Here is a 19605-nt window from a genome sequence, read left to right as displayed (position 1 = left end):
TCGCGGTGGCTAGCCGAAGCGGGTCGTCAGCTGCGACAGCAGCTCGTCCAGGACGCCGAGCACCTCGTCGATGGCGACCGGCTTCGTGAGGTAGCGGATCGCGCCGGCCCCGAGGGCGGCCGAGATCTGGGCCGGCAGCGCGTCGGCGGACACGGCGATGACGGGGATTTCGGCGGTCTGCTCGTCGGACTTCAGGTGCTGGAGCAGCACCATGCCGTCGATGTCGGGCAGGTGCATGTCGAGCAGGATCAGGTCGGGTGCCGAGGTGCGCACGGCCGCCAAGCCGTCCAGTCCGGTGGTCGCGACCGCCAGCCGGACCTGCGGGCGCAGGCCGAAGATGCCGCGCATCACCTCGACATTGGTGTCGTTGTCCTCGATGTAGAGCACGTGACGGCGGTTGTAGGCTGCGTTGGCCTCTTCGTCGGCTTCCTGGCTTGCGGTCATCGGCCGCGCTTCCGAGTCCAGCGGCAGGCGCAGTGTGAAGGTCGAGCCGACACCGGGCTCGCTGCGCACCTTCAGCGACCCGCCCTGGCGCTCGGCCAGCAGCTTGGCGATCACCAGGCCGATGCCGGTGCCTTCGGTCGCGCCGCGCTCGCGCCCCAGCCGGTTGAAGGGCTGGAACAGCTGGGTCAGCAGCTGCGGCTCGATGCCCAGGCCGGTGTCGCAGACGTCGAGTTCCAGCATCGGCGTGCCGTCGCGGTCCTCGGTGCGCCGGGTCGACACGCGCACCTCACCCGCCTCGCGGTTGTACTTGACGGCGTTGCTCAGCAGGTTGGTGAGGATCTGCTTGACGCGAGTCGCGTCGCCCAAGACCTGCAGCGGGGCGTGCTCGGCCATCGTGCGGACAAGCGTGAGGCCGCGACCGCGCGCCTGCGGCTCCACCAGTGCCATCGATGCGGCGATCAGCGGCTCCAGCGACAACGACTCGACCTGCAGGCTCAGTGTGCCGGACTCGATGCGCGACAGGTCCAGCACGTCGTTGATCATCTCCAGCAGATGCCAGCCGGCCTGCTGGATCTGCGTCACCCACATGCGATGGCGCTCGTGCAGAGGCTCGCCGCGGTCGAGGTCGAGCAGTTGCGCGAAGCCGAGCATCGCATTGAGCGGCGTGCGCAGTTCGTGGCTCATGCGCGAAAGGAATTCGTTCTTCGCGCGGTTGGCGGTCTCCGCGGATTCGCGCGCATGCTCCGCTTCTTCGAGGCGCAGGTGCTCGCTGATGTCCTCGACCAGTCCCACCAGCCGGTGCGGCTGGCCGTGCTCGTCGCGCAGCAGGCTGACCGTCACGCTGACCCACAGTACCGGGCCGTTCCTGGTGATGTAGCGTTTGCGCCGCCGATACAGCGGTAGCCGCCCGTCCACCAGATCCTGCTGGCTTGCCAGATCGGCGGCACGGTCCTCGGGGTGGGTCAGGCTGGCGAGCGACAGGCTCAACAGCTCTTCTTCGCTGTAGCCGGTCATGGTGCAGTAGGCTGCGTTAGGCTGCTTGATGCGGCCCTGAAGGTCGGTGTAGACCACGCCGATAGGCACCGAGTTGAAGATGCTGCGGAAGCGCTGCTCGCTCTCGCGCAGCGCCTGTTCAGTGGCCAGGCGCTCGGTGATCTCGTGCTCCAACTGCTCGGTACGTTCTGCGACAGCCGTTTCGGTCTGCCGAGTGCGCCCTGTGACGAGCAGAAGCAGCGCGCCCATCATGCCGGTACCGAGCAGCCCGGTTAGTGAGAACAGCCAAGCCGTCGCGCTCTCTCCCGATAGCGGCCCGGCGGCGGGCCCATTGGGAACGCCATTCGGTGCCTGCACCCGAAGCTCCCAGGTGCGACCGGCGAACGGGATCTCCGCGGTGTGGCTCCATAGCGGATTGACGGCAGGGCGCGCGCAGTCGGGAGGGCCGGCCAGCAGCCGGCTCTCGGGGGGGGCATCGCTGTCCAGCAGACAGAACTGAAGGTAGCGGGGGGCACCGACAGCAAGCCGGGCCAGAGCGTCTTCCATGCGTAGAGTGATGAAGACCATCCCCTGCAGGCTGCGTGATGGCTCGTCGCCACGGTACACGGCGCGATAGACGACGACGCCGGTCTGCTGGGCGGTTTCCTGTGTGAGCCTGAAGCCGGGGGTGACCGTGGCGCCATCGCTCAGGCGCGCGCGCGCGATGGCCTCGCGGGCGGCGCGGATCGACAGCGCGTTGACGCCAAGCGCCGTGTCGTTGCCGGCGCGCGGCTCGATGTAGCGCATCACCATCAGTTCGGAGTCGTTCGCGCTGAGGGCGCTGTCGCGCTCGAACACGCGATAGTCCGGCTGACCGAGAGAACGCAGGCTTGCCTCGAAGGCCGGCAGGTCCTGCCGCGCAACGCGTTCATGCCAACCGATCGCCTGCACGCTCGGCAGCTTGCGCAGCCAGCTGGCGCTGGCCCGCTCGAATTCACGGCTGTCGACGTTCGTCGATGCGACATAGATGCTGTGCATTGCATCCAGCGCGTCGAGGTGGGCATTGAGCCGCAGCTCGACCGTACGGCTCACGCTGATCGCATCGCGCTCGAAGCGCGCCGCGTCGCGCTGGCCATCCCATCGGGCGACTTGCCAGATCGCCAGCGCCAGCAGCAAGGTGGCAACCACCAACGGCAAGGCCACGGTGTTGCGGCGCGGCCGCCAGGCGGTCCGCGGTCGGCCGATCAACGTCAGCACCACGGGTGTGGCGATCATCACGCCCAAGGCATCGCCGCCCCACCAGGTCCACCAGGTGTCGAACAGCAGGGCGGTCGGCAGCAGGCCGGCCAACCACAGCGCCAGGACGCTCAGGCTCGCCCCGACGGTACAGGCAGCCAACGCACCGAAACCGAACAGGCGCAGGATCGAAGCCGGCCCGTCCAGCGTCAGGGGCTCCCTCAGGCCGCGGCGCACCAGCCAGGCGCCGAGCGCGGTCTGCATCGTCGCACCGCAGGCGATTGCGAGCCCGGTGAGCGCATCGCGGAAGACATGCTGCTGATCGCCGTTGAAGTACACGAGCATCTGCACGCTCAGGCTCCCGAGCATCACCGCCGGCAGCACCCGCCAGCCGTAGACCAAGGCCGCGGCCAGTGCGATGCCGGCCGGCGGGAACAGCGGCGAAGCGTAGCCTGGGGGGATCGCGAGTTGCAGCGAGGCCGCGCCCGTCAGCACGTAGGCCAGCGCGACCAGCACCAGGGTCACCAGCGATGTGGCGACGAAGGGGGGGGCGGAGGCTGTCGGACTGGAGTGAGTGAGCGTATCGGCCATGAGGACGGGGGCGATCGCCTGCGAGCCTACCACCGGCGATGGGCGTGGCAGCCTTCGTCGGCTCACGCTGCAGGCCGTGCCGTGGCCGCCTTCACACCCCGCCAGCGCTTGCGCCGCAGGGTCTCTTCACGAACCGACGCTCAGACGTTGAACAGGAAGTTCAGCACGTCGCCGTCCTTGACGACGTAGTCCTTCCCTTCGGCGCGCATCTTGCCGGCCTCCTTGGCGCCCTGCTCGCCCTTGAACGCGATGAAATCGTTGAAGGCGATGGTCTGAGCCCGGATGAACCCACGCTCGAAATCGGTGTGGATCACGCCAGCGGCCTGCGGTGCGGTGTCGCCGATGTGGATGGTCCAGGCGCGCACCTCCTTCACGCCGGCGGTGAAGTAGGTCTGCAGGCCCAGCAGCTTGAAGGCCGCACGGATCAGCCGGTTCAGCCCGGGCTCCTCCTGTCCCATCTCTTGCAGGAACATCAGCCGGTCCTCATCGGACATGTCGGCGAGCTCGGCCTCGGTCTTGGCGCAGATGGCCACGACAGGCGCCCGCTGGCCCTCGGCATAGGCTCGCAGCTTGTCGAGATACGGGTTGTCCTGGAAGCCGCCTTCGTCGACGTTGCCCACGAACATCGCCGGCTTGGCCGTGATGAGGCACAGCGGTTTGAGGAACGCCAGTTCTTCCTTGCTGAAGGCGATGCTGCGCACTGGACGCGCCTCGTTCAGCGCCGTCTGGCATTTCTGCAGCACGTCGACCAGCTTGGCGGCGTCCTTGTCGTTGCCGGACTTTGCGGCCTTGATCGAGCGCTGCAGCGTCTTCTCGACCGTGGAGAGATCGGCCAGGCAGAGCTCGGTCTGGATTACCTCGATGTCGGCGATCGGGTCGACCTTGCCGGCGACGTGGATCACGTTTTCGTCGTCGAAGCAGCGCACCACGTTCACGATCGCATCGGTCTCGCGGATATGGGCGAGAAACTGGTTGCCCAGGCCCTCGCCCTGGCTCGCGCCGGCCACGAGGCCGGCGATGTCGACGAACTCGACGATGGCCGGCACCAGCTTCTCCGGTACGACGATGGCGGCCAGCGCCTGCAGCCGCGGATCGGGCAATTCGACGACGCCGACATTGGGCTCGATCGTGCAGAACGGATAGTTCTCCGCGGCAATACCGGCTTTGGTGAGCGCATTGAAAAGAGTGGATTTGCCGACATTGGGCAAACCCACGATGCCGCATTTGAGGCTCATGGCGGGCGGGGCTTTCGTTGAGAGTGGAAGCAGCCGGCGGCTGCGGCGCCTCGATGCCGGGCGACTGCCAGCGATTTTACCGGCGTGGGCTTATGCTCTCACTGGCATTGATACAAACACGAAGGACATCGGAATGGCGAAATCACTGGCCCAGATCCAAAAGGAAATCGCGACGCTGCAGCGTCAGGCGGAAGCTCTCAAGAAGCGCGAAGTGAAGGATGTGATCGAGCGCATCCGCGAGGCGATTGCGTTCTATGGCCTGAGCGCGGCCGATCTCGGGCTCGCCGCGTCGGGCCGCAAATCGCGCGGCGCCGGGTCGAAAAAGAAGAAGCCGGCACGGACCGCCAGCAAAGTGAAGTACCGCGACGACGCGGGCCACAGCTGGTCGGGCCACGGGCGGCGCCCGCAGTGGTTCCTGGATGCGATCGCCGGCGGCAAGACGCCGGAAGACCTGGCTGCTTGATCTTTTGCAAGAGCTGCGGCCGGCATGGGCCGCAGCTCATCGCGGGCGCGCTGTCAGGTCGACAGCGTGCGGCCCAGCTTCTGCTGAACGGAGTCGAGCTTCGACTGCAGCCGCCCACCTGGGCCGGCGCGGTAGTCGATCTTGATGTTCGTGCCCACCCGGTCGCAGTCGGCGCTCATCGCCTCGAAGCAGGCGCTGACGACGGCAATCACCTCATGCCATTCGCCTTCGAGGATCGTGCCCATCGGTGTGAGCTGGTAAGGCACGCCGCTCTTGTCGATGATGTCGAGCGAGCGGGCGACGAAGGGGCTGACGCTCTCGCCCTTGGTGAGCGGTGCCATGGCGAATTCGAGCAGGACCATCGGTGAGTCTCCTGTGAGTGGTGTGCGCGTGTCTTCCGATCCGTGCAACGAGTGAACCCGACAGGGCAAGCTTTGTGCCCGTCTTCGAAGCCGCGTTTCCGAGGCGCAGGCGCGCTTCAGACGCCGGCTGGACCGTCCACGCGTTGCATCAGTGCGACGGGTGTCACGGCCACGCAGGCGACAACTGTCGCTCTGCGGGGGTGACAGCCGTCGATCATTCCCCCCAGCGCCGGGCGGCAGCCTCCACCACGGCAGGCAGCGGCAGCATCGCCGCGCGCTGCGCTCGCAGCCAGCGCGCATCGTTGCCCTCGAACAGCGAGTCGCGCAGCAACTGTGTTGCATCGAGCGCCTCCAGGTCGAGCGCGTGCTCGTCCAGGCGCGTCAAGGTGCGCAGGATGTCATCGCGCAGGCGTGAGCGCTGCTTGGTCTTCGGATCGACGATCTCGCCATCGAGCCCGAAGCGGCAGGCCTGGAAGCGATTGAAGGTGTAGACGAGGTAGTCGTCCTCGCTGGGCTCGAAGGGCTTCTCCTCGCGCAGCTGACGGCAGATGCATTGCAGGTAGCACGCCAGTGCCGCGGCCTTGTCGACGCTCAGCGGCGTGTCGCAGACGCGCAGCTCGATGGTGCCGAACTCGGGCTTGGGGCGGATGTCCCAGTAGAAGTCCTTCATCGATTGCACCACGCCGGTCGCCGTCATCTTGTCGAAGAAGCCGCCGAACTCCTCCCAGCTGCGCACGAACGGCGCACGGCCCGAAAGCGGGAAGGCGAACACCGAATTGAGCCGTGCCGAATCGAAGCCGGTGTCCTGCCCTTGGACATACGGCGACGAGGCCGACAGCGCGATGAAGTGCGGCACGTAGCGCGACAGGGCGTGCAGCAGCCACAGCGCCTGGTCGCCGTCGGGGCAGCCGACATGCACGTGCTGGCCGAACACGGTGAACTGCTTGGCGAGGTAGCCGTACAGTTCGCTGATGTATCGAAAGCGCTCGGCCGGAAAGATCTGCTGCTCGCTCCACTGCTGGTAGGCGTGGGTGCCGCCCCCGGCGATGGCGATGTTGAGCTTGCGCGCCGCGCGCGACAGCTGGTTGCGCATGTCGCGCAGCTCCTCCCGCAGCGGGCCGTGACGGCGCTGGATGGAGCTGCCGATCTCGATCATGCTGCGCGTGATCTCGGGCTTGATGTCCCACGCGCCGCTGTGCTTGGCGGTCTCGCGCAGCAGATCCTCGGCCTGCGGTGCGAGGTCGAAATCGTGGGTGCTGAGCAACTGCAGTTCGAGCTCGACGCCGAGGGTCAACGCTTCCGAGGGGGTGAAATCTTGCAAGGCCATGGTCAGCTCCGTTCCGGGACTTCGCGGGCGAGATGGCGCAGGCCCAGCACCGACCACACCGGGCCGCTGAGCTGCATCAGCGTGACGGCAATCACCAGCGCCTGCAGCACGGCGGCGTCGACGATCGGCGCGTCGGCCGGCCAGCCGTAGGTGGCCGCACCCAGCAGCAGGGCCGACTGCGCCATCGGTTGCAGTGCCACCGTGAGTGCCAGCGATTGCTTCAGACTCAGGCCACTGGGCCGCGCGAGCGCCGCCACCGCAACTCCCTTGCCGAGCGCACGTGCGACGATGATGGCCAGCACCCAGGGCCACAGGCTCCAGAAGCTCTCGACCGAGCTGACCAACCCCAGGCTCACGAACAGCAGCACGGTCAGCGCGGCACCGGCGGTGCCGAGCTGCGGCTCGATGGTCAGGCCGTGGCCCATGCGTGCGCGCGCCACGACGCCGGCGACCAACAGCGCCAGCAGCGGCGACAGCGTCCACTGCGTGGCAAGCAAGGCGCCGAGCACCAGCAGGCCGATCTGCAGCACCGCGCTGGCCATCGTGCGGCGCATCGGACGCGACATCCACGTCAGCAGCAGGCCGAGCAGGGCGCCGAGCAGGAACGAGCCGCACAGCACGTAGACGGCGTTGGCCAGCGCCGGCAGCCACTCGGAGCTCAGCGGCGCATCGGCGGTCGCGATCACGCGCCAGATCTTCAGCGCCAGCACGGCAAGCACGCTGTTGAGTGCGGTCATCATCAGCAGCCGCTCGGTGACCTGTCCGCGCGGCTGAGTCTCGTGCACGGCGGCCATCGTGATGACCGGGGAAGTGGCCATGGCCACCGCGCCGACCAGCGCGGCCGACATCGCCGGCGCGCCGAGCATCACCAGACCCGCGGTCACGGCGGCCGCCGCGAGCACAGATTCGGCGATGCACTGCAGCGCCAGGGTGGGGTTGTCGAACAGCCAGCGCGGGCGGATGCGGGCCCCGAGCTCGAACACGAGCACGCCGACCGCCAGATCGAGCAGCGGCTTCCACGGGTCAAGGTCGGTACGCTCGAGCAGGCGCAGGGCCAGCGGACTGGCGATCACGCCGACCAGCATGTGGCCGCAGGTGCGCGGTAGCCGCGTCCAGCGGCGCACCGCCTCGCCGGTGACGACGGCGATGATGATCAATAGCGCGATCCCCAGCACGGGGTCGGCGCCGCGCAGGCCTTCCAGGGTCCACAGCGGTGCAGTGGACAGGGCGAGAGCTGATGTCTCCATGGCGTTGTTGTTCTCCTCGGGGCTGTCGCGGTCCGGCTCGCTGGCGCGGTCCGCGGTGGGCAGCAGGGCCGCGCTGCGGCCCGCGGGTCCGGGGTCTCGCGGTCTTGAAAGACCGGCAAGTGGCCCCACAATCTTCGGCGCACGTCTGGCGCTCGCGCCCGTGCACCCTGTCAACGATCTTCAGGCCGCCATGAACAAGCAGACCTTGTCATTCCAAGCCGAGGTGCAGCAGCTGCTGCATCTCGTGACCCACTCCCTGTACTCTAACAAGGAGATATTTCTCCGCGAGTTGATCTCCAACGCCTCGGACGCCTGCGACAAGCTGCGCTTCGAGGCCTTGAACGACGCCGCACTGTACGAGGATGCTTCGACCCTGGAAGTGCGCGTGAGTTTCGACAAGGAAGCGCGCACGATCACGATCGCCGACAACGGCATCGGCATGAGTGCCGACGAGGCGATCGCCAACCTGGGCACCATCGCCAAGAGCGGCACGCGCGAGTTCGTTGGCAAGCTGTCGGGCGAGCAGGCGAAGGACGCGCAGCTGATTGGACAGTTCGGTGTGGGCTTCTACAGTGGCTACATCGTCGCAGACCGCATCACGGTCGAGTCGCGCCGCGCCGGGCTGAAGGCCGAAGAGGGGGTGCGCTGGAGCAGCGCTGGCACCGGCGACTTCGAGGTCGAGAATCTCGTTCGCGCAGAGCGCGGCACCTCGGTGACGCTGCATCTGCGCGACGGCGAGGACGAATTTCTCAGCGCATGGAAGCTCAAGTCCGTCATTGGTCGTTACTCCGATCACATTTCCTTGCCGATCCTGATGCGCGAGCAGGTCTGGGACGCGGAGAAGAGCGAGTACGTGACCCAGGACACGTGGGAGACCGTCAACAAGGCAGCCGCGCTGTGGGCCCGCCCAAAGAGCGAGATCACCGACGCGGAATACAAGAGCTTCTACGAACAGTTCAGCCACGACAGCACGCCGCCGCTGGCCTACACGCACAACCGCGTCGAGGGCCGCAGCGAGTACATCCAGCTGCTTTACCTGCCGGCGAAGGCGCCGCACGACCTGTGGAACCGCGACCGCCAGGGTGGCATCAAGCTCTACGTGAAGCGCGTCTTCATCATGGACGACGCACAGGCGCTGATGCCGAGCTACCTGCGCTTCGTCAAGGGCGTGATCGATTCGAGCGACCTGCCGCTGAACGTCTCGCGCGAGCTGCTGCAGGAAAGTCGCGACGTGAAAGCGATCCGTGAAGGCTCGACCAAGCGCGTGCTGGGCATGCTGGAAGAGATGGCGGGCAGTGAAGACGCCGCGCGGCGCGACCAGTACGCCGCCTTCTGGCGCGAGTTCGGCGCGGTGCTCAAGGAAGGCGTGGGCGAGGACCACGCGAACCGGGAGCGCCTCGCCAAGCTGTTGCGCTTCGCGTCGACCCAGGCCGACGAGGGGGTGTCGCTGGCCGACTACCTGGCGCGCATGAAGGACGGCCAGGAGGCGATCTATTACATCACCGCCGACACCACGGCGGCGGCACGGCACAGTCCGCAGCTCGAGGTGTTCCGCAAGAAGGGCATCGAGGTGCTGCTGCTGACGGACCGCGTCGACGAGTGGATGCTCTCGCACCTGTTCGAATTCGAGGGCAAGCCGCTGCAGAGCGTCGCCAAGGGCGCGGTGGACCTGGGCAAGCTGCAGGACGAGGGCGAGAAGCAGCAGGCCGAGGCAGCGGCCGAGGCCTTCAAGCCGGTGCTGGAGAAGCTGAAGGACACGCTGAAGGAGCGCGCCAAGGACGTGCGTGTGACGACACGGCTGGTCGATTCACCGGCCTGCCTGGTGGTTGAAGACGGCGATATCAGCGGGCACCTTGCGCGCCTGCTGAAGCAGGCCGGCCAGAGCGCACCGACGAGCCTGCCGATCCTGGAGGTCAACACCGAACACGCGCTGGTGAAGCGCCTCGACGGCAGCGAGCGCTTCGACGATCTGGCGCAGGTACTGTTCGACCAGGCCGTGCTGGCCGAAGGCGGCCAGCTCGACGACCCGGCCGCCTACGTGCAGCGCGTGAACCGGCTGCTGGTCTGAGCCGCGCAGACCTGCGCTGACCGGCGCTACGCGTCGGTCATCAGGTCGATCTGCACCAGCAGGTGCTCGATCTGCTGGGACCAGTAGCTCGGCGCGCCGAACCACGGGAACCCGGTCGGGAAGGCCGGGTCGTCCCAACGCTGTGCGAGCCAGGCGCTGTGGTGGATCATCCGCAGCGTGCGCAGCGCCTCGACCAGCGCGAGTTCGCGACGGTCGAAGTCGCAGAAGGTTTCGTAGCCCTCCAGCAGCGCGGCGAGTTGCTGTCGGGCGACATCCGGGTCGCCCGACAGCAGCATCCACAGATCCTGCACGGCGGGACCCATCGCCGCGTCGTCGAGATCGACGAAATGCGGGCCCTGAGGCGTCCACAGCAGGTTGCCGGGGTGGAAGTCGCCATGGAGGCGCAGCGAACGCAGCGGGGCGGCCGCGGCGAAATGCTGGGCCACCAGCGTCAGCGCCCGCTCCGACACGTCTGACCAGCGCGGACGCTCGGCGGCGGTGACCTTGTCGGAGTCGAGCAGCCACTTCCGTGGAGCATGGCCGAAGGTATCGATGTCAAGCGTGCGCCGGTGCTGGAACGGCCGCTGTTGCCCGACGGCATGCAGACGACCGATGAAGCGGCCGATCCATTCCAGCACCTCAGGATCGTCGAGTTCTGGCGCCCGGCCGGCGCGGCGCGGCGCGACGGCGAAACGCATGCTGCCGAGCGTTGCCAGCGTGGGGGGCGCACCGAGGCATCGCATTGCACCGCGCGCTTGCCGGGGATCCAGCACCAACGGGGCGACGACCGGCACTTCGGCGGCGTCGAGCTCGAGCGCGTAGGCGTGTTCCTCGAGGATTTGCTCGTTGCTCCAGCGCGCGGGGCGATAGAACTTCGCGACGACGGTGTTGCCGTCCTCCAGCGCGACCTGGAACACGCGGTTCTCGTAGGAGTTGAGTTGCAGCAGCCGACCATCGCCGTAGAGGCCGATATCGGCCATCGCGTCGAGCACCGCGTGCGGTGTCAGATCGGCAAAAGGCTGGGGCGGTGCGGCATGGTCCATGCCGCGATGCTCGCATGCGGGCGCACCCCGGCTGGGAACGCTGGCGGACCGGATCTGCGGCGGTGCTTTTCCGAGGCCTGCGGGTGTTCAGCGCAGAGAACCCGAGAGCGAGTCGGGCACTGCGGCGGCCAGTGGCGCAAACTCGCTGCTCGGGCCGTCGAGTCGGCTGTCCGGCGCAAAGAAGGAATCCTGCGGGAAGCCGGAGTCCGCCCAGCGGGCCGAGCGCTCGGCACGGCGCGTGCGGACCGTGTCGGACAAGGTGCTGCGCGCCTGCTGGAAGTTCTTCGGCGGCGCGGCGGCGAGTGGCGCCTGGCGCGGTGCAGCGCCCTGGGGGCGAAGCAGCAATTGCAGTTCGCTCATCGGGGGCAGATTCTCGGCCTTGCACGACAGATAGCGGATGCGGCACGCATCCAGCACCGATTGCTTGATCTTGCTGGCGCGTCGCGACACGCCGCGCTCCGGCTCGAGGTCGATGACGGCGATGACGCGGCCGTTGGGGCTGCAGACGGCGAAGCTCACGTGCAGGCTGCCGAGCAGGTCGAACCAGTAGCGCACCCGCCGCGGGTCGCGCGGTTGGCAGAGACGGACCAGCGGCAGTTTCGCCAGCACGATGTACTGGGGCAGTCCCTCGCGCAGCATGCGCATGGTGCGGCGTTCGTCGGAATTGAGGACCGGCCGCGCCATCAGCAGCCATTGCCTCGGCAGCGAACGGCGTTGTCGGCGGGCGAGCGAGTAGCGCCCGACGGCGAATGCGCAGACCAGGGCCATGCCCGCGAGCAGCGCATACAGCCAGAGGGGCAGCGTCATGAGGAATACGGTGGCGTGGCAGATTTCGCCGCGGCACGGCGCGGACGGTTCGGCATGCTAGTCACCGCCGGGCTCGGGCGGCATCCCCTCAGGTGAGTGCTTGTCGCCCCGCGGCGACGGCCGCGGGCTACTCCGAAGCGACGACCAGTCCCTTGGCGAACCGGGCCCGGACCTCGTTCACGGCATCGAACCAGTGCTCCAGTTGCAGCGCGTGGCGTTTCAGGCGGTGATTGACCTCGGCGGCATAGGTTTCCACCATTTCCTCGACCTGGCTGCCCAGGGTGTCGGGCGGCAATTTCAGCCACGCTTCCGACTCGCTGCCGTCGCGCACCACCTTGGCACCAGCGTTGCGTGCAATCTTCAGCATGGCGGTGTTTTCGCTCAGCGCATGGATGAACAGGGTCTCCGTTCCACGGTTGCGGGCGTGCATGACCGCGTGATCGAACAGGCGGGCTCCATAGCCGCGCCCACGCGCCTGCGGCAGCACCGACACCCCGAACTCGACCATCGCGGGATGGCTGTCCAGTTGCGGCGCGCGCTCATACGCGAGATGCGCCATCGCCACCAATTCCAGCCGGCGGTTGAAAATGCCAAAGACCTCGTCGCGCGCGAACTCGATGCTGTCCACGTACTGCGCGATCTGCTCATCGCTTGCGGCGTGGCCGAAGCGCAGATAGCGGTCGCGCGGCGGGAGAGCAACCAGATGGGCGACGATCCGCTCCCGGTGACGTCCGGCGAGCGAGCGGATCGGCACCCATTGCAAGGCACTGCGATGCGCGCGTCGCGAGCCGGGCTGGGCGGAGAGGTCCGCGGACATGCTCGGGCGGGCAGCAGGGGGAAGGGGATCGGTGATCATGGGGTTTACCCTTATATTTTAGTGGCGATCTCACTTGACCTCGTGGTGGGGGAGGGGAATACGCCACCACGGCCAACCTTGGCTCCTCTACGCCGTCCGACGGAGTGATCTGGCTTATACTATTTGGCTATCCCGCTTTCTGGCTCCGGGAGAAGCGACCACCCCAAGGTGGTCGGTGTTTCGCCTAAGAGGCCCCACGCTGGTTCGACGGCTTGTCCGGAGGAATGGCTTACAAGGGGCACCGACCGCGAAAGCGATGCGAGCCGGGATTTCCACTCTGTTTCAAAGTCATGAAAACCTTCAGCGCCAAACCGGCCGAAGTGACGCACGAGTGGTTTGTGATTGACGCGACCGACAAGGTCCTCGGAAGGGTTGCCAGCGAAGTGGCCCTCCGTCTGCGTGGCAAACACAAGCCCATCTACACGCCTCACGTCGATACCGGCGACTTCATCGTCATCGTCAACGCCGAAAAGCTCCGTGTCACGGGCAACAAGGCCACCGACAAGGTGTACTACCGTCACTCGGGTTTCCCAGGTGGGATCTACGCGACCAAGTTCAAGGACATGCAGGCCAAGCACCCCGGCCGCGCCCTGGAAAAGGCCGTAAAGGGCATGCTGCCCAAGGGGCCGCTGGGCTACGCGATGATCAAGAAGCTGAAGGTCTATGCCGGTGCCACGCACCCGCACACCGCCCAGAGCCCCAAGGCTCTGGAAGTCTAAGGAGCGGCGATGATTGGCAATTGGAATTACGGGACCGGCCGCCGCAAGTCTTCGGTGGCGCGCGTGTTCATCAAGAAGGGCAGCGGCCAGATCACGGTCAACGGCAAGCCGGTCGAACAATATTTCGGCCGTCAGACCTCGATCATGATCGTCAAGCAGCCGCTGTTCCTGACCAACAATGTCGAAGCCTTCGACATCAAGGTCAACGTTCACGGTGGTGGCGAATCGGGTCAGGCCGGCGCTGTGCGCCACGGCGTGACGCGGGCACTGATCGATTACGACGCGGCGCTCAAGTCCGAACTCAGCCGTGCCGGTTTCGTCACGCGCGATGCGCGCGAGGTCGAGCGCAAGAAGGTCGGTCTGCACGGCGCGCGTCGCCGCAAGCAGTTCAGCAAGCGCTGATCTTTCTGCGCAGTCCGCGACAAAAGGCCGCCTTCGGGCGGCTTTTTCATTTGTGCTGCAAGTTCATCGTCCGGTTGCACATTGCGCGCTGGCGGCCACGGGGTGGCTGCCTAGAATGGACTTTTGGGCTTTCCGGAACCCCATGCGTTGGAAGCTGCTGCGCCGCCGCTTGTCGATCAGTGCGCCGCGCATGATCGTGCGCAGTCATCTGCCATGGCCGCTGCGCTGGGCGGTTCTGGCGCTGGCCCTTGGATTCTCGGCAGCGCTGGCCCTGTGGGCTTTCGAGTTCGGCAAGGACATCGCCGGTCTCGACCGGCTCGATCGGGTGCCGATGGTGGCGCCGTCGAATGAGGCGGATGCGGTCGACCTCGAGCAATTGCGCAGCGAGCGCGACAAGGCGCAGAGCATCGCCAACACCGCGGAGAGCCTGCTCAAGACGGAGCGCACGACTCAGGAGCGGCTCATGAGCCAGATCAAGGCCCTGGAGGCCGAGAACCTGGCGCTCAAAGGCGATCTCGGCTTCTTTGAGCGCCTGCTGCCGACCAGCGGGAAATCGGAACTGGTGGTGCGCGGGCTGCAGGCCGAAGTCGTCGGCAACGGACAGTTGCGCTACCAGTTGCTGGTGATGCAGCAGGGCAAGTCACCAGCCGAGTTCAAGGGACGCTACGAGCTGACGCTGAAAGGTCAGCTCGAAGGCCAGACGTGGTCGCAATCGCCATCCGGAGCGCCGCGCGTGCTGCAGTTCCGTCAGTACCAGCGCGTGGACGGCACGCTCAATTTTCCCGCGCTGGCCGTGGTGGACGCCCTGCAGGTCCGGGTGCTGGACGCCCAGGGCGGTGTGCGCGCCAGCCAGGATGTGAGCCTCTAGCGTGCAGCAGGGCACGCCTTTCCTAGGAGATCAGACATGTTCGGAATGCGCAAGCAACCTCCCATCCGCACGCTCGTTGGCGAGGGCACGGTGATCGAGGGCGAGATCCGCTTCAGCGAGGGTCTTCGCATCGACGGGCGGGTGATGGGCAATGTGCTGGCCCTCGGCGACGAACGCAACCTGCTCGTGATCGGCGAGAAAGCCAGCATTGCCGGAAGGGTCAAGGCCGGTCACGTAATCGTCAATGGCGAAGTCCGCGGCCCGCTGGAATCGGACGAACTGCTGGAGTTGCAGCCCAAGGCTCGCATAGAGGGCAATGTGCGCTACGAGCGGCTGGAAATGCACCAGGGCGCGCAGGTGAACGGGGAACTGCGGCCGCTGGCATCGGAGGACAAGCCCGCACTGCGACTGGCGGCCAATGCGGTCTTGAGCGCAGTCGGTCACAATACGAGGGCGGTCCCCGATCGCGAGTCACAGGAGTCTTCATGAGCGCCGTTGCAGAACACATTGCCACCGAAATGCCCGCCCCGATCGTCTTCACCGACAGCGCGGCCGGCAAGGTCAAGGAACTGGTCGAGGAAGAAGGCAACCCCGAGCTGAAGCTGCGCGTCTTCGTGCAGGGCGGCGGCTGCTCCGGCTTCCAGTACGGCTTCACCTTCGACGAGATCGTCAACGACGACGACACGAAGATGGAGAAGAACGGCGTGATGCTGCTGATCGACGCGATGAGCCTGCAGTACCTGGTAGGCGCCGAGATCGACTACAAGGAAGACTTGGAAGGCGCGCAGTTCGTCATCAAGAACCCGAACGCCACCACCACTTGCGGATGCGGTTCGAGCTTCTCGACCTGAGGCAGGGCGCGGTGCTCTCCCCCGCACCGGCTGCATCACCCAGAAGCCGCCCTCGGGCGGCTTCTTCGTTTCCCGGCTTCGATCAGGCCGGGTAGAGCGCCCCCAGCACGCGCGAGCCTGCGGCGCCGGTCACTTCCTTCAGCGAACCGCTGCGGCCGTGCAGGCAGGCCCGGCCCAGCCAGGCAAATGCCGCAGCCTCGACCTGCATCGGTGGCAAGCCGCGCTCCGCACTGGACTGCACCGGCGTGCCCGGTAGCGCGACCCGCAGCCGGCGCATCAGCTCTCGGTTCAACGCACCGCCGCCGCACACCAGCAGGACGGTCGCGGCCGGCAGGTGGCGCACCAGATCGTCGGCGATGACCCGGGCTGTCAGCTCGCACAGCGTCGCCTGCACGTCCTGCGGGTGGAGGCCCGGCCTCCCTGTCAGCAGGCCATCGAGCCACGCGCTGTGGAAGTCGTCGCGTCCGGTGCTTTTCGGTGGCGGCAGGGCGAAGTACGGATCCCGCAGGGCGGCGGCGAGCAGGTCGGGCGCGACGGTCCCGCCAGCGGCCCACTGTCCGCCGTCGTCGTACGGCAGGCCACGATGTCGCAGGCACCACAGATCCATCAGAGCGTTGCCGGGACCGCAGTCGAGGCCTCGAACCGGGCGAGCGTCGCCGGGCAACAGCGTCAGGTTGCTGATGCCGCCGATGTTGACCACGGCCACGGCTTCGCCGTCTCGACCGAAGCAGGCGCGGTGGAAGGCCGGGACCAGGGGGGCGCCCTGACCGCCGGCCGCGACATCGCGGCTGCGCAGGTCGGCCACGACCGCGATGCCGGTCAACTCGGCCAGCAGGGCCGGTGCGTTGAGCTGCAGCGTGTAGCCGATGCCGTCGAATTGACCGGGCCGATGCCGTACGGTCTGGCCGTGTGCCGCGATGGCGCGCACCGGGCCGGGCACGCGCTGGCGAAGTTCGGTCACGACCTGGGCGTACGTCCGGGCCAGGGCGTTCGCCGCCAGGGCAGCGCGGTGCAATTCGTTGTCTCCCGGGGTGTTCAGCGCCAGCAGTTCGGCGCGCTGTGCCGGGTCGAACGCACGGTACGCGTGCGCCAGCACCTGCATGCGTTCACCGTCGAACTCGACCAGCACACCGTCGGCACCGTCGATCGAGGTGCCCGACATCAGGCCGATGTAGTTCTCACCCATTGCAGCATCCTAAGCCCCGGGGGTGTGAAAAAGCCCGCCGTGGCGGGCTCGTTCCGCGGGCCGTGGGCGCCTCACTCGAAGCGTGCCACCGGGCTCACGGCCGAGGCGACGGTCAGCTGCGACCGGGCGGCGGCCGCCATCTCGTCGAACTGCGCCCGCGCGGCAGGCGAGATGGTGAGGGCTTCGGACGCGCGCGCGATCTTCAGCGGGTCCTGGACCTGGCCCCGCTCGCGGAACTCGAAATGCAGGTGAGGGCCGGTGGCCCAGCCGGTGGCTCCCACGGCGCCGACCAACTGGCCCTGGTCGATGCGCTGACCGCGCTTCACATCGAGGCGACTGAGGTGCGCGTAGCGGGTCTCGCGGTCACCGGCGTGGCGGATGATGGCGATGTTGCCGTAGCCGTTCTGCCAGCCGGCAAACTCGACGACGCCGTCGCCGACGGCACGCACCGGCGTGCCGGTCGGCGCGCCGTAGTCGACTCCCAGGTGGGCGCGCCAGGTCTTGAGGATCGGATGCAATCGCATCGAGAAGCCGGAGGTCACGCGAGAAAAGGCCATCGGCGACGCGAGGAACATGCGGTTCTTGCTGCGACCGTCGAGTCCGAAGTAGCCGCCCTTGGTCTTGCCCGTGGAGGAGGGTTCCTCGAACCACACGGCGTCGTGCGTGCGTCCGTCGTTGACGAACTGCGCGGCCAGCACACGTCCCGACGCCTGGTTCCATGTCACCGGTTCGCCATCGGCGGTGAGCGCCTCGTACAGTACCGTGAAGGTGTCGCCGCGCTTGAGCTCGCGGCGGAAGTCGATGTCGGTGCCGAACAGTTCGGCGAGCTGGATGGTCACCGCGTCGGGCAGTCGCGAATCGTCCGCGGCCGCGAACAGAGAACTCTGGATGGTGCCGGACCCGAGCTTGGCCTCGTTGGACAGCGCAGCCTGCTCGGTGCGTGCGCGCAGGCCGATCGCGTCGCGCTCGATGGTGAGCCGCGTGAAATGCGTCGAGAACTGGGCAGCGCTCTCGGCGGGAGAGCGGGCGACGAGCCGGCTCAACCGGCCGTTGGTGGCGAGTGCCTGCACCATCTTCCCGGCGCGGCCTTCGAGCAGCGCACGAGCCGTGGCGTCGCGACGCAGGAAGGCGGCCGCCTCCGCATCGTCGATGCCGAGACGCTGGAGCAGCGTGTCGGCCGTGTCACTGCTGCGGGTGAGCTCGTTGCGGTAGAGCGCGACCGAGTGTGTTTCAAGTGCTTGCAACTGTGCGTCGAGCGCAAGCGGGGTGACGCTTTCCGTTAGAACCCGGCGTGGCAGGTCGGCTGCATCGGGGGCCATCGGCGCCACGCCGAAGGCGGTGACCGCCGAGCCCAGCAGCAATGTCACGACGGCTGCCGTGAGCCGGCGCGGATGGCGCTGCAACAGCGCGTCGGTGCGCTCGACGAGGCGAAGCAAGGAAGCAGAAGTGTTCAATCCCAACGATCCTGAAAAGCGAACTACCTGAGCGATCCCGCTGCCGAGGACGCATGTGGCAAGTCTGGCGTGGGCAGTCGACGATGCCGGGGGGTGTGCCCCTCTAGAATCCCATCACTCTGCAAACGCAACGATTGTATCGAGGGGCCATAGTGGCCCGGCGTAAAAACCCAAATCCTGCTCATGTCCGACCCTGCCGATCAGGTTAACGCCGCAAAATTCCCCGAACGGCCGGCTTCTGTCGCCAAGTTCCCCGTGACCGATGCAGTTCGGGCCGCCATGGCCATCAGCCTGCGGGGCTGCGACGAACTGCTGCCCCAGGAAGACTGGCTGCAGAAGCTGGCACGGTCGAATGCAACCGGCGTGCCACTGCGGATCAAGCTGGGGCTCGACCCGACGGCCCCCGACATCCATCTCGGCCACACCGTCGTCCTGAACAAGATGCGCCAGCTCCAGGATCTGGGGCACCAGGTGATCTTCCTGATCGGGGACTTCACCTCGATGATCGGCGACCCGTCCGGCCGCAATGCCACGCGGCCGCCGTTGACGCGCGAGCAGATCGAGTCGAACGCCCAGACCTACTATCGGCAGGCCAGCCTGGTCCTGGATCCGTCGAAGACCGAGATCCGCTACAACTCCGAATGGAGCGACCCGCTCGGCGCGCGCGGCATGATCCAGCTGGCGTCGCGCTACACGATCGCGCGGATGATGGAGCGCGACGACTTCACCAAGCGCTTCAAGGCCGGCGCGCCGATCTCGGTGCACGAGTTCCTCTACCCGCTGATGCAGGGCTACGACTCGGTGGCGCTGAAGTCGGACCTGGAGCTCGGCGGGACCGACCAGAAGTTCAACCTGCTGGTCGGCCGGCAACTGCAGGCCGAGTACGGGCAGGAGCCGCAGTGCATCCTGACCATGCCCCTGCTCGAAGGCCTGGATGGCGTCGAGAAGATGTCCAAGAGCAAGAACAACTACATCGGCATCACCGAGCCAGCCAACAGCATGTTCGCCAAGATGCTGTCCATCAGCGACGCGCTGATGTGGAGGTACTTCACCCTGCTCAGCTTCCGCTCCGAGGCCGAGATCGCCGCGCTGAAGGCCGAGGTCGATGCGGGCCGCAACCCGAAGGATGCCAAGGTGCTGCTGGCCAAGGAGGTCACCACGCGCTTCCACGATGCGGCGTCGGCCGAAGCCGCCGAGGCGGATTTCCAGAACCGTGCCAAGGGCGGTGTGCCCGACGAACTGCCCGACGTGGCGCTGGCCGGCGCACCGCTCGGGATCGGCACCTTGCTGAAGCAGGCCAACCTGGTGGCCTCAGGCAGCGAAGGGCTGCGGATGGTCGAGCAGGGGGGCGTGCGCATCGATGGCGTCGCCATCAGCGACAAGGGCTTGAAGCTCGAGGCCGGCACCTACGTCGTCCAGGTCGGCAAGCGCAAGTTCGCGCGCGTGACGCTGCGCTGAGCGCCCGCCGCGCGGG

At 67.1% G+C, this 19605-nt stretch carries 18 protein-coding genes; 8 read left to right on the top strand and 10 right to left on the bottom strand.

What is annotated here, in order from left to right; all coding sequences use genetic code 11:
• Window positions 1–9 precede the first annotated feature (9 nt).
• A complete protein-coding gene (locus C1M51_RS05495) occupies window positions 10–3243 on the bottom strand; it encodes a CHASE domain-containing protein (protein ID WP_129448583.1) in 3234 nt (1077 codons plus the stop codon).
• Window positions 3244–3383: 140 nt separating this feature from the next.
• Window positions 3384–4478, bottom strand: a complete 1095-nt coding sequence (ychF, locus tag C1M51_RS05490) for a redox-regulated ATPase YchF (RefSeq protein ID WP_129448582.1) — start codon at window positions 4476–4478, stop codon at window positions 3384–3386.
• A 133-nt stretch (window positions 4479–4611) separates the two neighbouring features.
• On the opposite strand from ychF, the gene C1M51_RS05485 reads away from it, so the two are divergent.
• A complete protein-coding gene (locus tag C1M51_RS05485; RefSeq protein WP_242499982.1) occupies window positions 4612–4941 on the top strand; it encodes an H-NS family nucleoid-associated regulatory protein in 330 nt (109 codons plus the stop codon).
• 53 nt (window positions 4942–4994) lie between these two features.
• Here the strand turns inward: C1M51_RS05485 and C1M51_RS05480 are convergent, their stop codons facing one another.
• From C1M51_RS05480 to C1M51_RS05470, 3 genes are all read right to left on the bottom strand, one after another.
• On the bottom strand, window positions 4995–5303 hold the full coding sequence (locus tag C1M51_RS05480) for an MTH1187 family thiamine-binding protein (protein ID WP_011830740.1): 309 nt from the start codon (window positions 5301–5303) through the stop codon (window positions 4995–4997).
• Window positions 5304–5517: 214 nt separating this feature from the next.
• Window positions 5518–6630, bottom strand: a complete 1113-nt coding sequence (locus C1M51_RS05475) for a YbdK family carboxylate-amine ligase (protein ID WP_129448581.1) — start codon at window positions 6628–6630, stop codon at window positions 5518–5520.
• Window positions 6631–6632: 2 nt separating this feature from the next.
• Window positions 6633–7877, bottom strand: a complete 1245-nt coding sequence (locus C1M51_RS05470) for a cation:proton antiporter (RefSeq protein WP_129448580.1) — start codon at window positions 7875–7877, stop codon at window positions 6633–6635.
• A gap of 190 nt (window positions 7878–8067) precedes the next feature.
• Here C1M51_RS05470 and htpG point away from each other — a divergent pair, with 190 nt between their 5' ends.
• Window positions 8068–9945 (top strand): molecular chaperone HtpG, encoded by a 1878-nt coding sequence (gene htpG, locus C1M51_RS05465; protein WP_129448579.1) that lies wholly within the window; start codon window positions 8068–8070, stop codon window positions 9943–9945.
• A 26-nt stretch (window positions 9946–9971) separates the two neighbouring features.
• Here htpG and C1M51_RS05460 read toward each other — a convergent pair whose 3' ends face one another.
• From C1M51_RS05460 to C1M51_RS05450, 3 genes are all read right to left on the bottom strand, one after another.
• On the bottom strand, window positions 9972–10988 hold the full coding sequence (locus C1M51_RS05460) for a serine/threonine protein kinase (protein ID WP_129448578.1): 1017 nt from the start codon (window positions 10986–10988) through the stop codon (window positions 9972–9974).
• 87 nt (window positions 10989–11075) lie between these two features.
• The gene (locus C1M51_RS05455) at window positions 11076–11795 is read right to left on the bottom strand and encodes a DUF2726 domain-containing protein (RefSeq protein WP_011830735.1); all 720 of its coding nucleotides are present in this window, start codon (window positions 11793–11795) and stop codon (window positions 11076–11078) included.
• Between the two features lie 127 nt (window positions 11796–11922).
• Window positions 11923–12651 carry a GNAT family N-acetyltransferase gene (locus C1M51_RS05450; protein ID WP_129448577.1) on the bottom strand — a complete coding sequence of 243 codons (729 nt, stop codon included), beginning with the start codon at window positions 12649–12651 and terminating at the stop codon, window positions 11923–11925.
• Between the two features lie 290 nt (window positions 12652–12941).
• Here C1M51_RS05450 and rplM point away from each other — a divergent pair, with 290 nt between their 5' ends.
• The 5 genes from rplM to erpA all read left to right on the top strand — a co-directional run bounded on the left by rplM (window position 12942) and on the right by erpA (window position 15491).
• Entirely contained in the window at window positions 12942–13370 is a 429-nt protein-coding gene (gene rplM, locus C1M51_RS05445; protein ID WP_011830733.1) for a 50S ribosomal protein L13, read from the top strand.
• Window positions 13371–13379: 9 nt separating this feature from the next.
• Window positions 13380–13772, top strand: a complete 393-nt coding sequence (gene rpsI, locus C1M51_RS05440) for a 30S ribosomal protein S9 (protein ID WP_011830732.1) — start codon at window positions 13380–13382, stop codon at window positions 13770–13772.
• Between the two features lie 169 nt (window positions 13773–13941).
• Window positions 13942–14640 (top strand): DUF6776 family protein, encoded by a 699-nt coding sequence (locus tag C1M51_RS05435; RefSeq protein ID WP_310733949.1) that lies wholly within the window; start codon window positions 13942–13944, stop codon window positions 14638–14640.
• A 36-nt stretch (window positions 14641–14676) separates the two neighbouring features.
• Entirely contained in the window at window positions 14677–15129 is a 453-nt protein-coding gene (locus C1M51_RS05430; protein ID WP_129448576.1) for a polymer-forming cytoskeletal protein, read from the top strand.
• Window positions 15126–15491 carry an iron-sulfur cluster insertion protein ErpA gene (erpA, locus tag C1M51_RS05425; protein WP_129448575.1) on the top strand — a complete coding sequence of 122 codons (366 nt, stop codon included), beginning with the start codon at window positions 15126–15128 and terminating at the stop codon, window positions 15489–15491. Before C1M51_RS05430 ends, erpA begins: the two co-directional genes overlap by 4 nt.
• Before the next feature lie 82 nt (window positions 15492–15573).
• Here erpA and C1M51_RS05420 read toward each other — a convergent pair whose 3' ends face one another.
• A complete protein-coding gene (locus C1M51_RS05420) occupies window positions 15574–16677 on the bottom strand; it encodes an anhydro-N-acetylmuramic acid kinase (protein ID WP_129448574.1) in 1104 nt (367 codons plus the stop codon).
• Between the two features lie 71 nt (window positions 16678–16748).
• Window positions 16749–18131 (bottom strand): M23 family metallopeptidase, encoded by a 1383-nt coding sequence (locus C1M51_RS05415; RefSeq protein WP_129448573.1) that lies wholly within the window; start codon window positions 18129–18131, stop codon window positions 16749–16751.
• Between the two features lie 279 nt (window positions 18132–18410).
• Here C1M51_RS05415 and tyrS point away from each other — a divergent pair, with 279 nt between their 5' ends.
• Window positions 18411–19589, top strand: coding sequence for a tyrosine--tRNA ligase (tyrS, locus tag C1M51_RS05410; RefSeq protein WP_242500033.1), 1179 nt, complete (start codon window positions 18411–18413; stop codon window positions 19587–19589).
• Window positions 19590–19605 lie beyond the last annotated feature (16 nt).

The sequence above is a fragment of the Methylibium sp. Pch-M genome, from assembly GCF_004136295.1.
Lineage (GTDB): Bacteria > Pseudomonadota > Gammaproteobacteria > Burkholderiales > Burkholderiaceae_C > Methylibium > Methylibium petroleiphilum.
The sequence above is the reverse complement of the archived record's forward strand: the minus strand, read 5'-3'. Positions and strand labels throughout refer to the sequence as shown.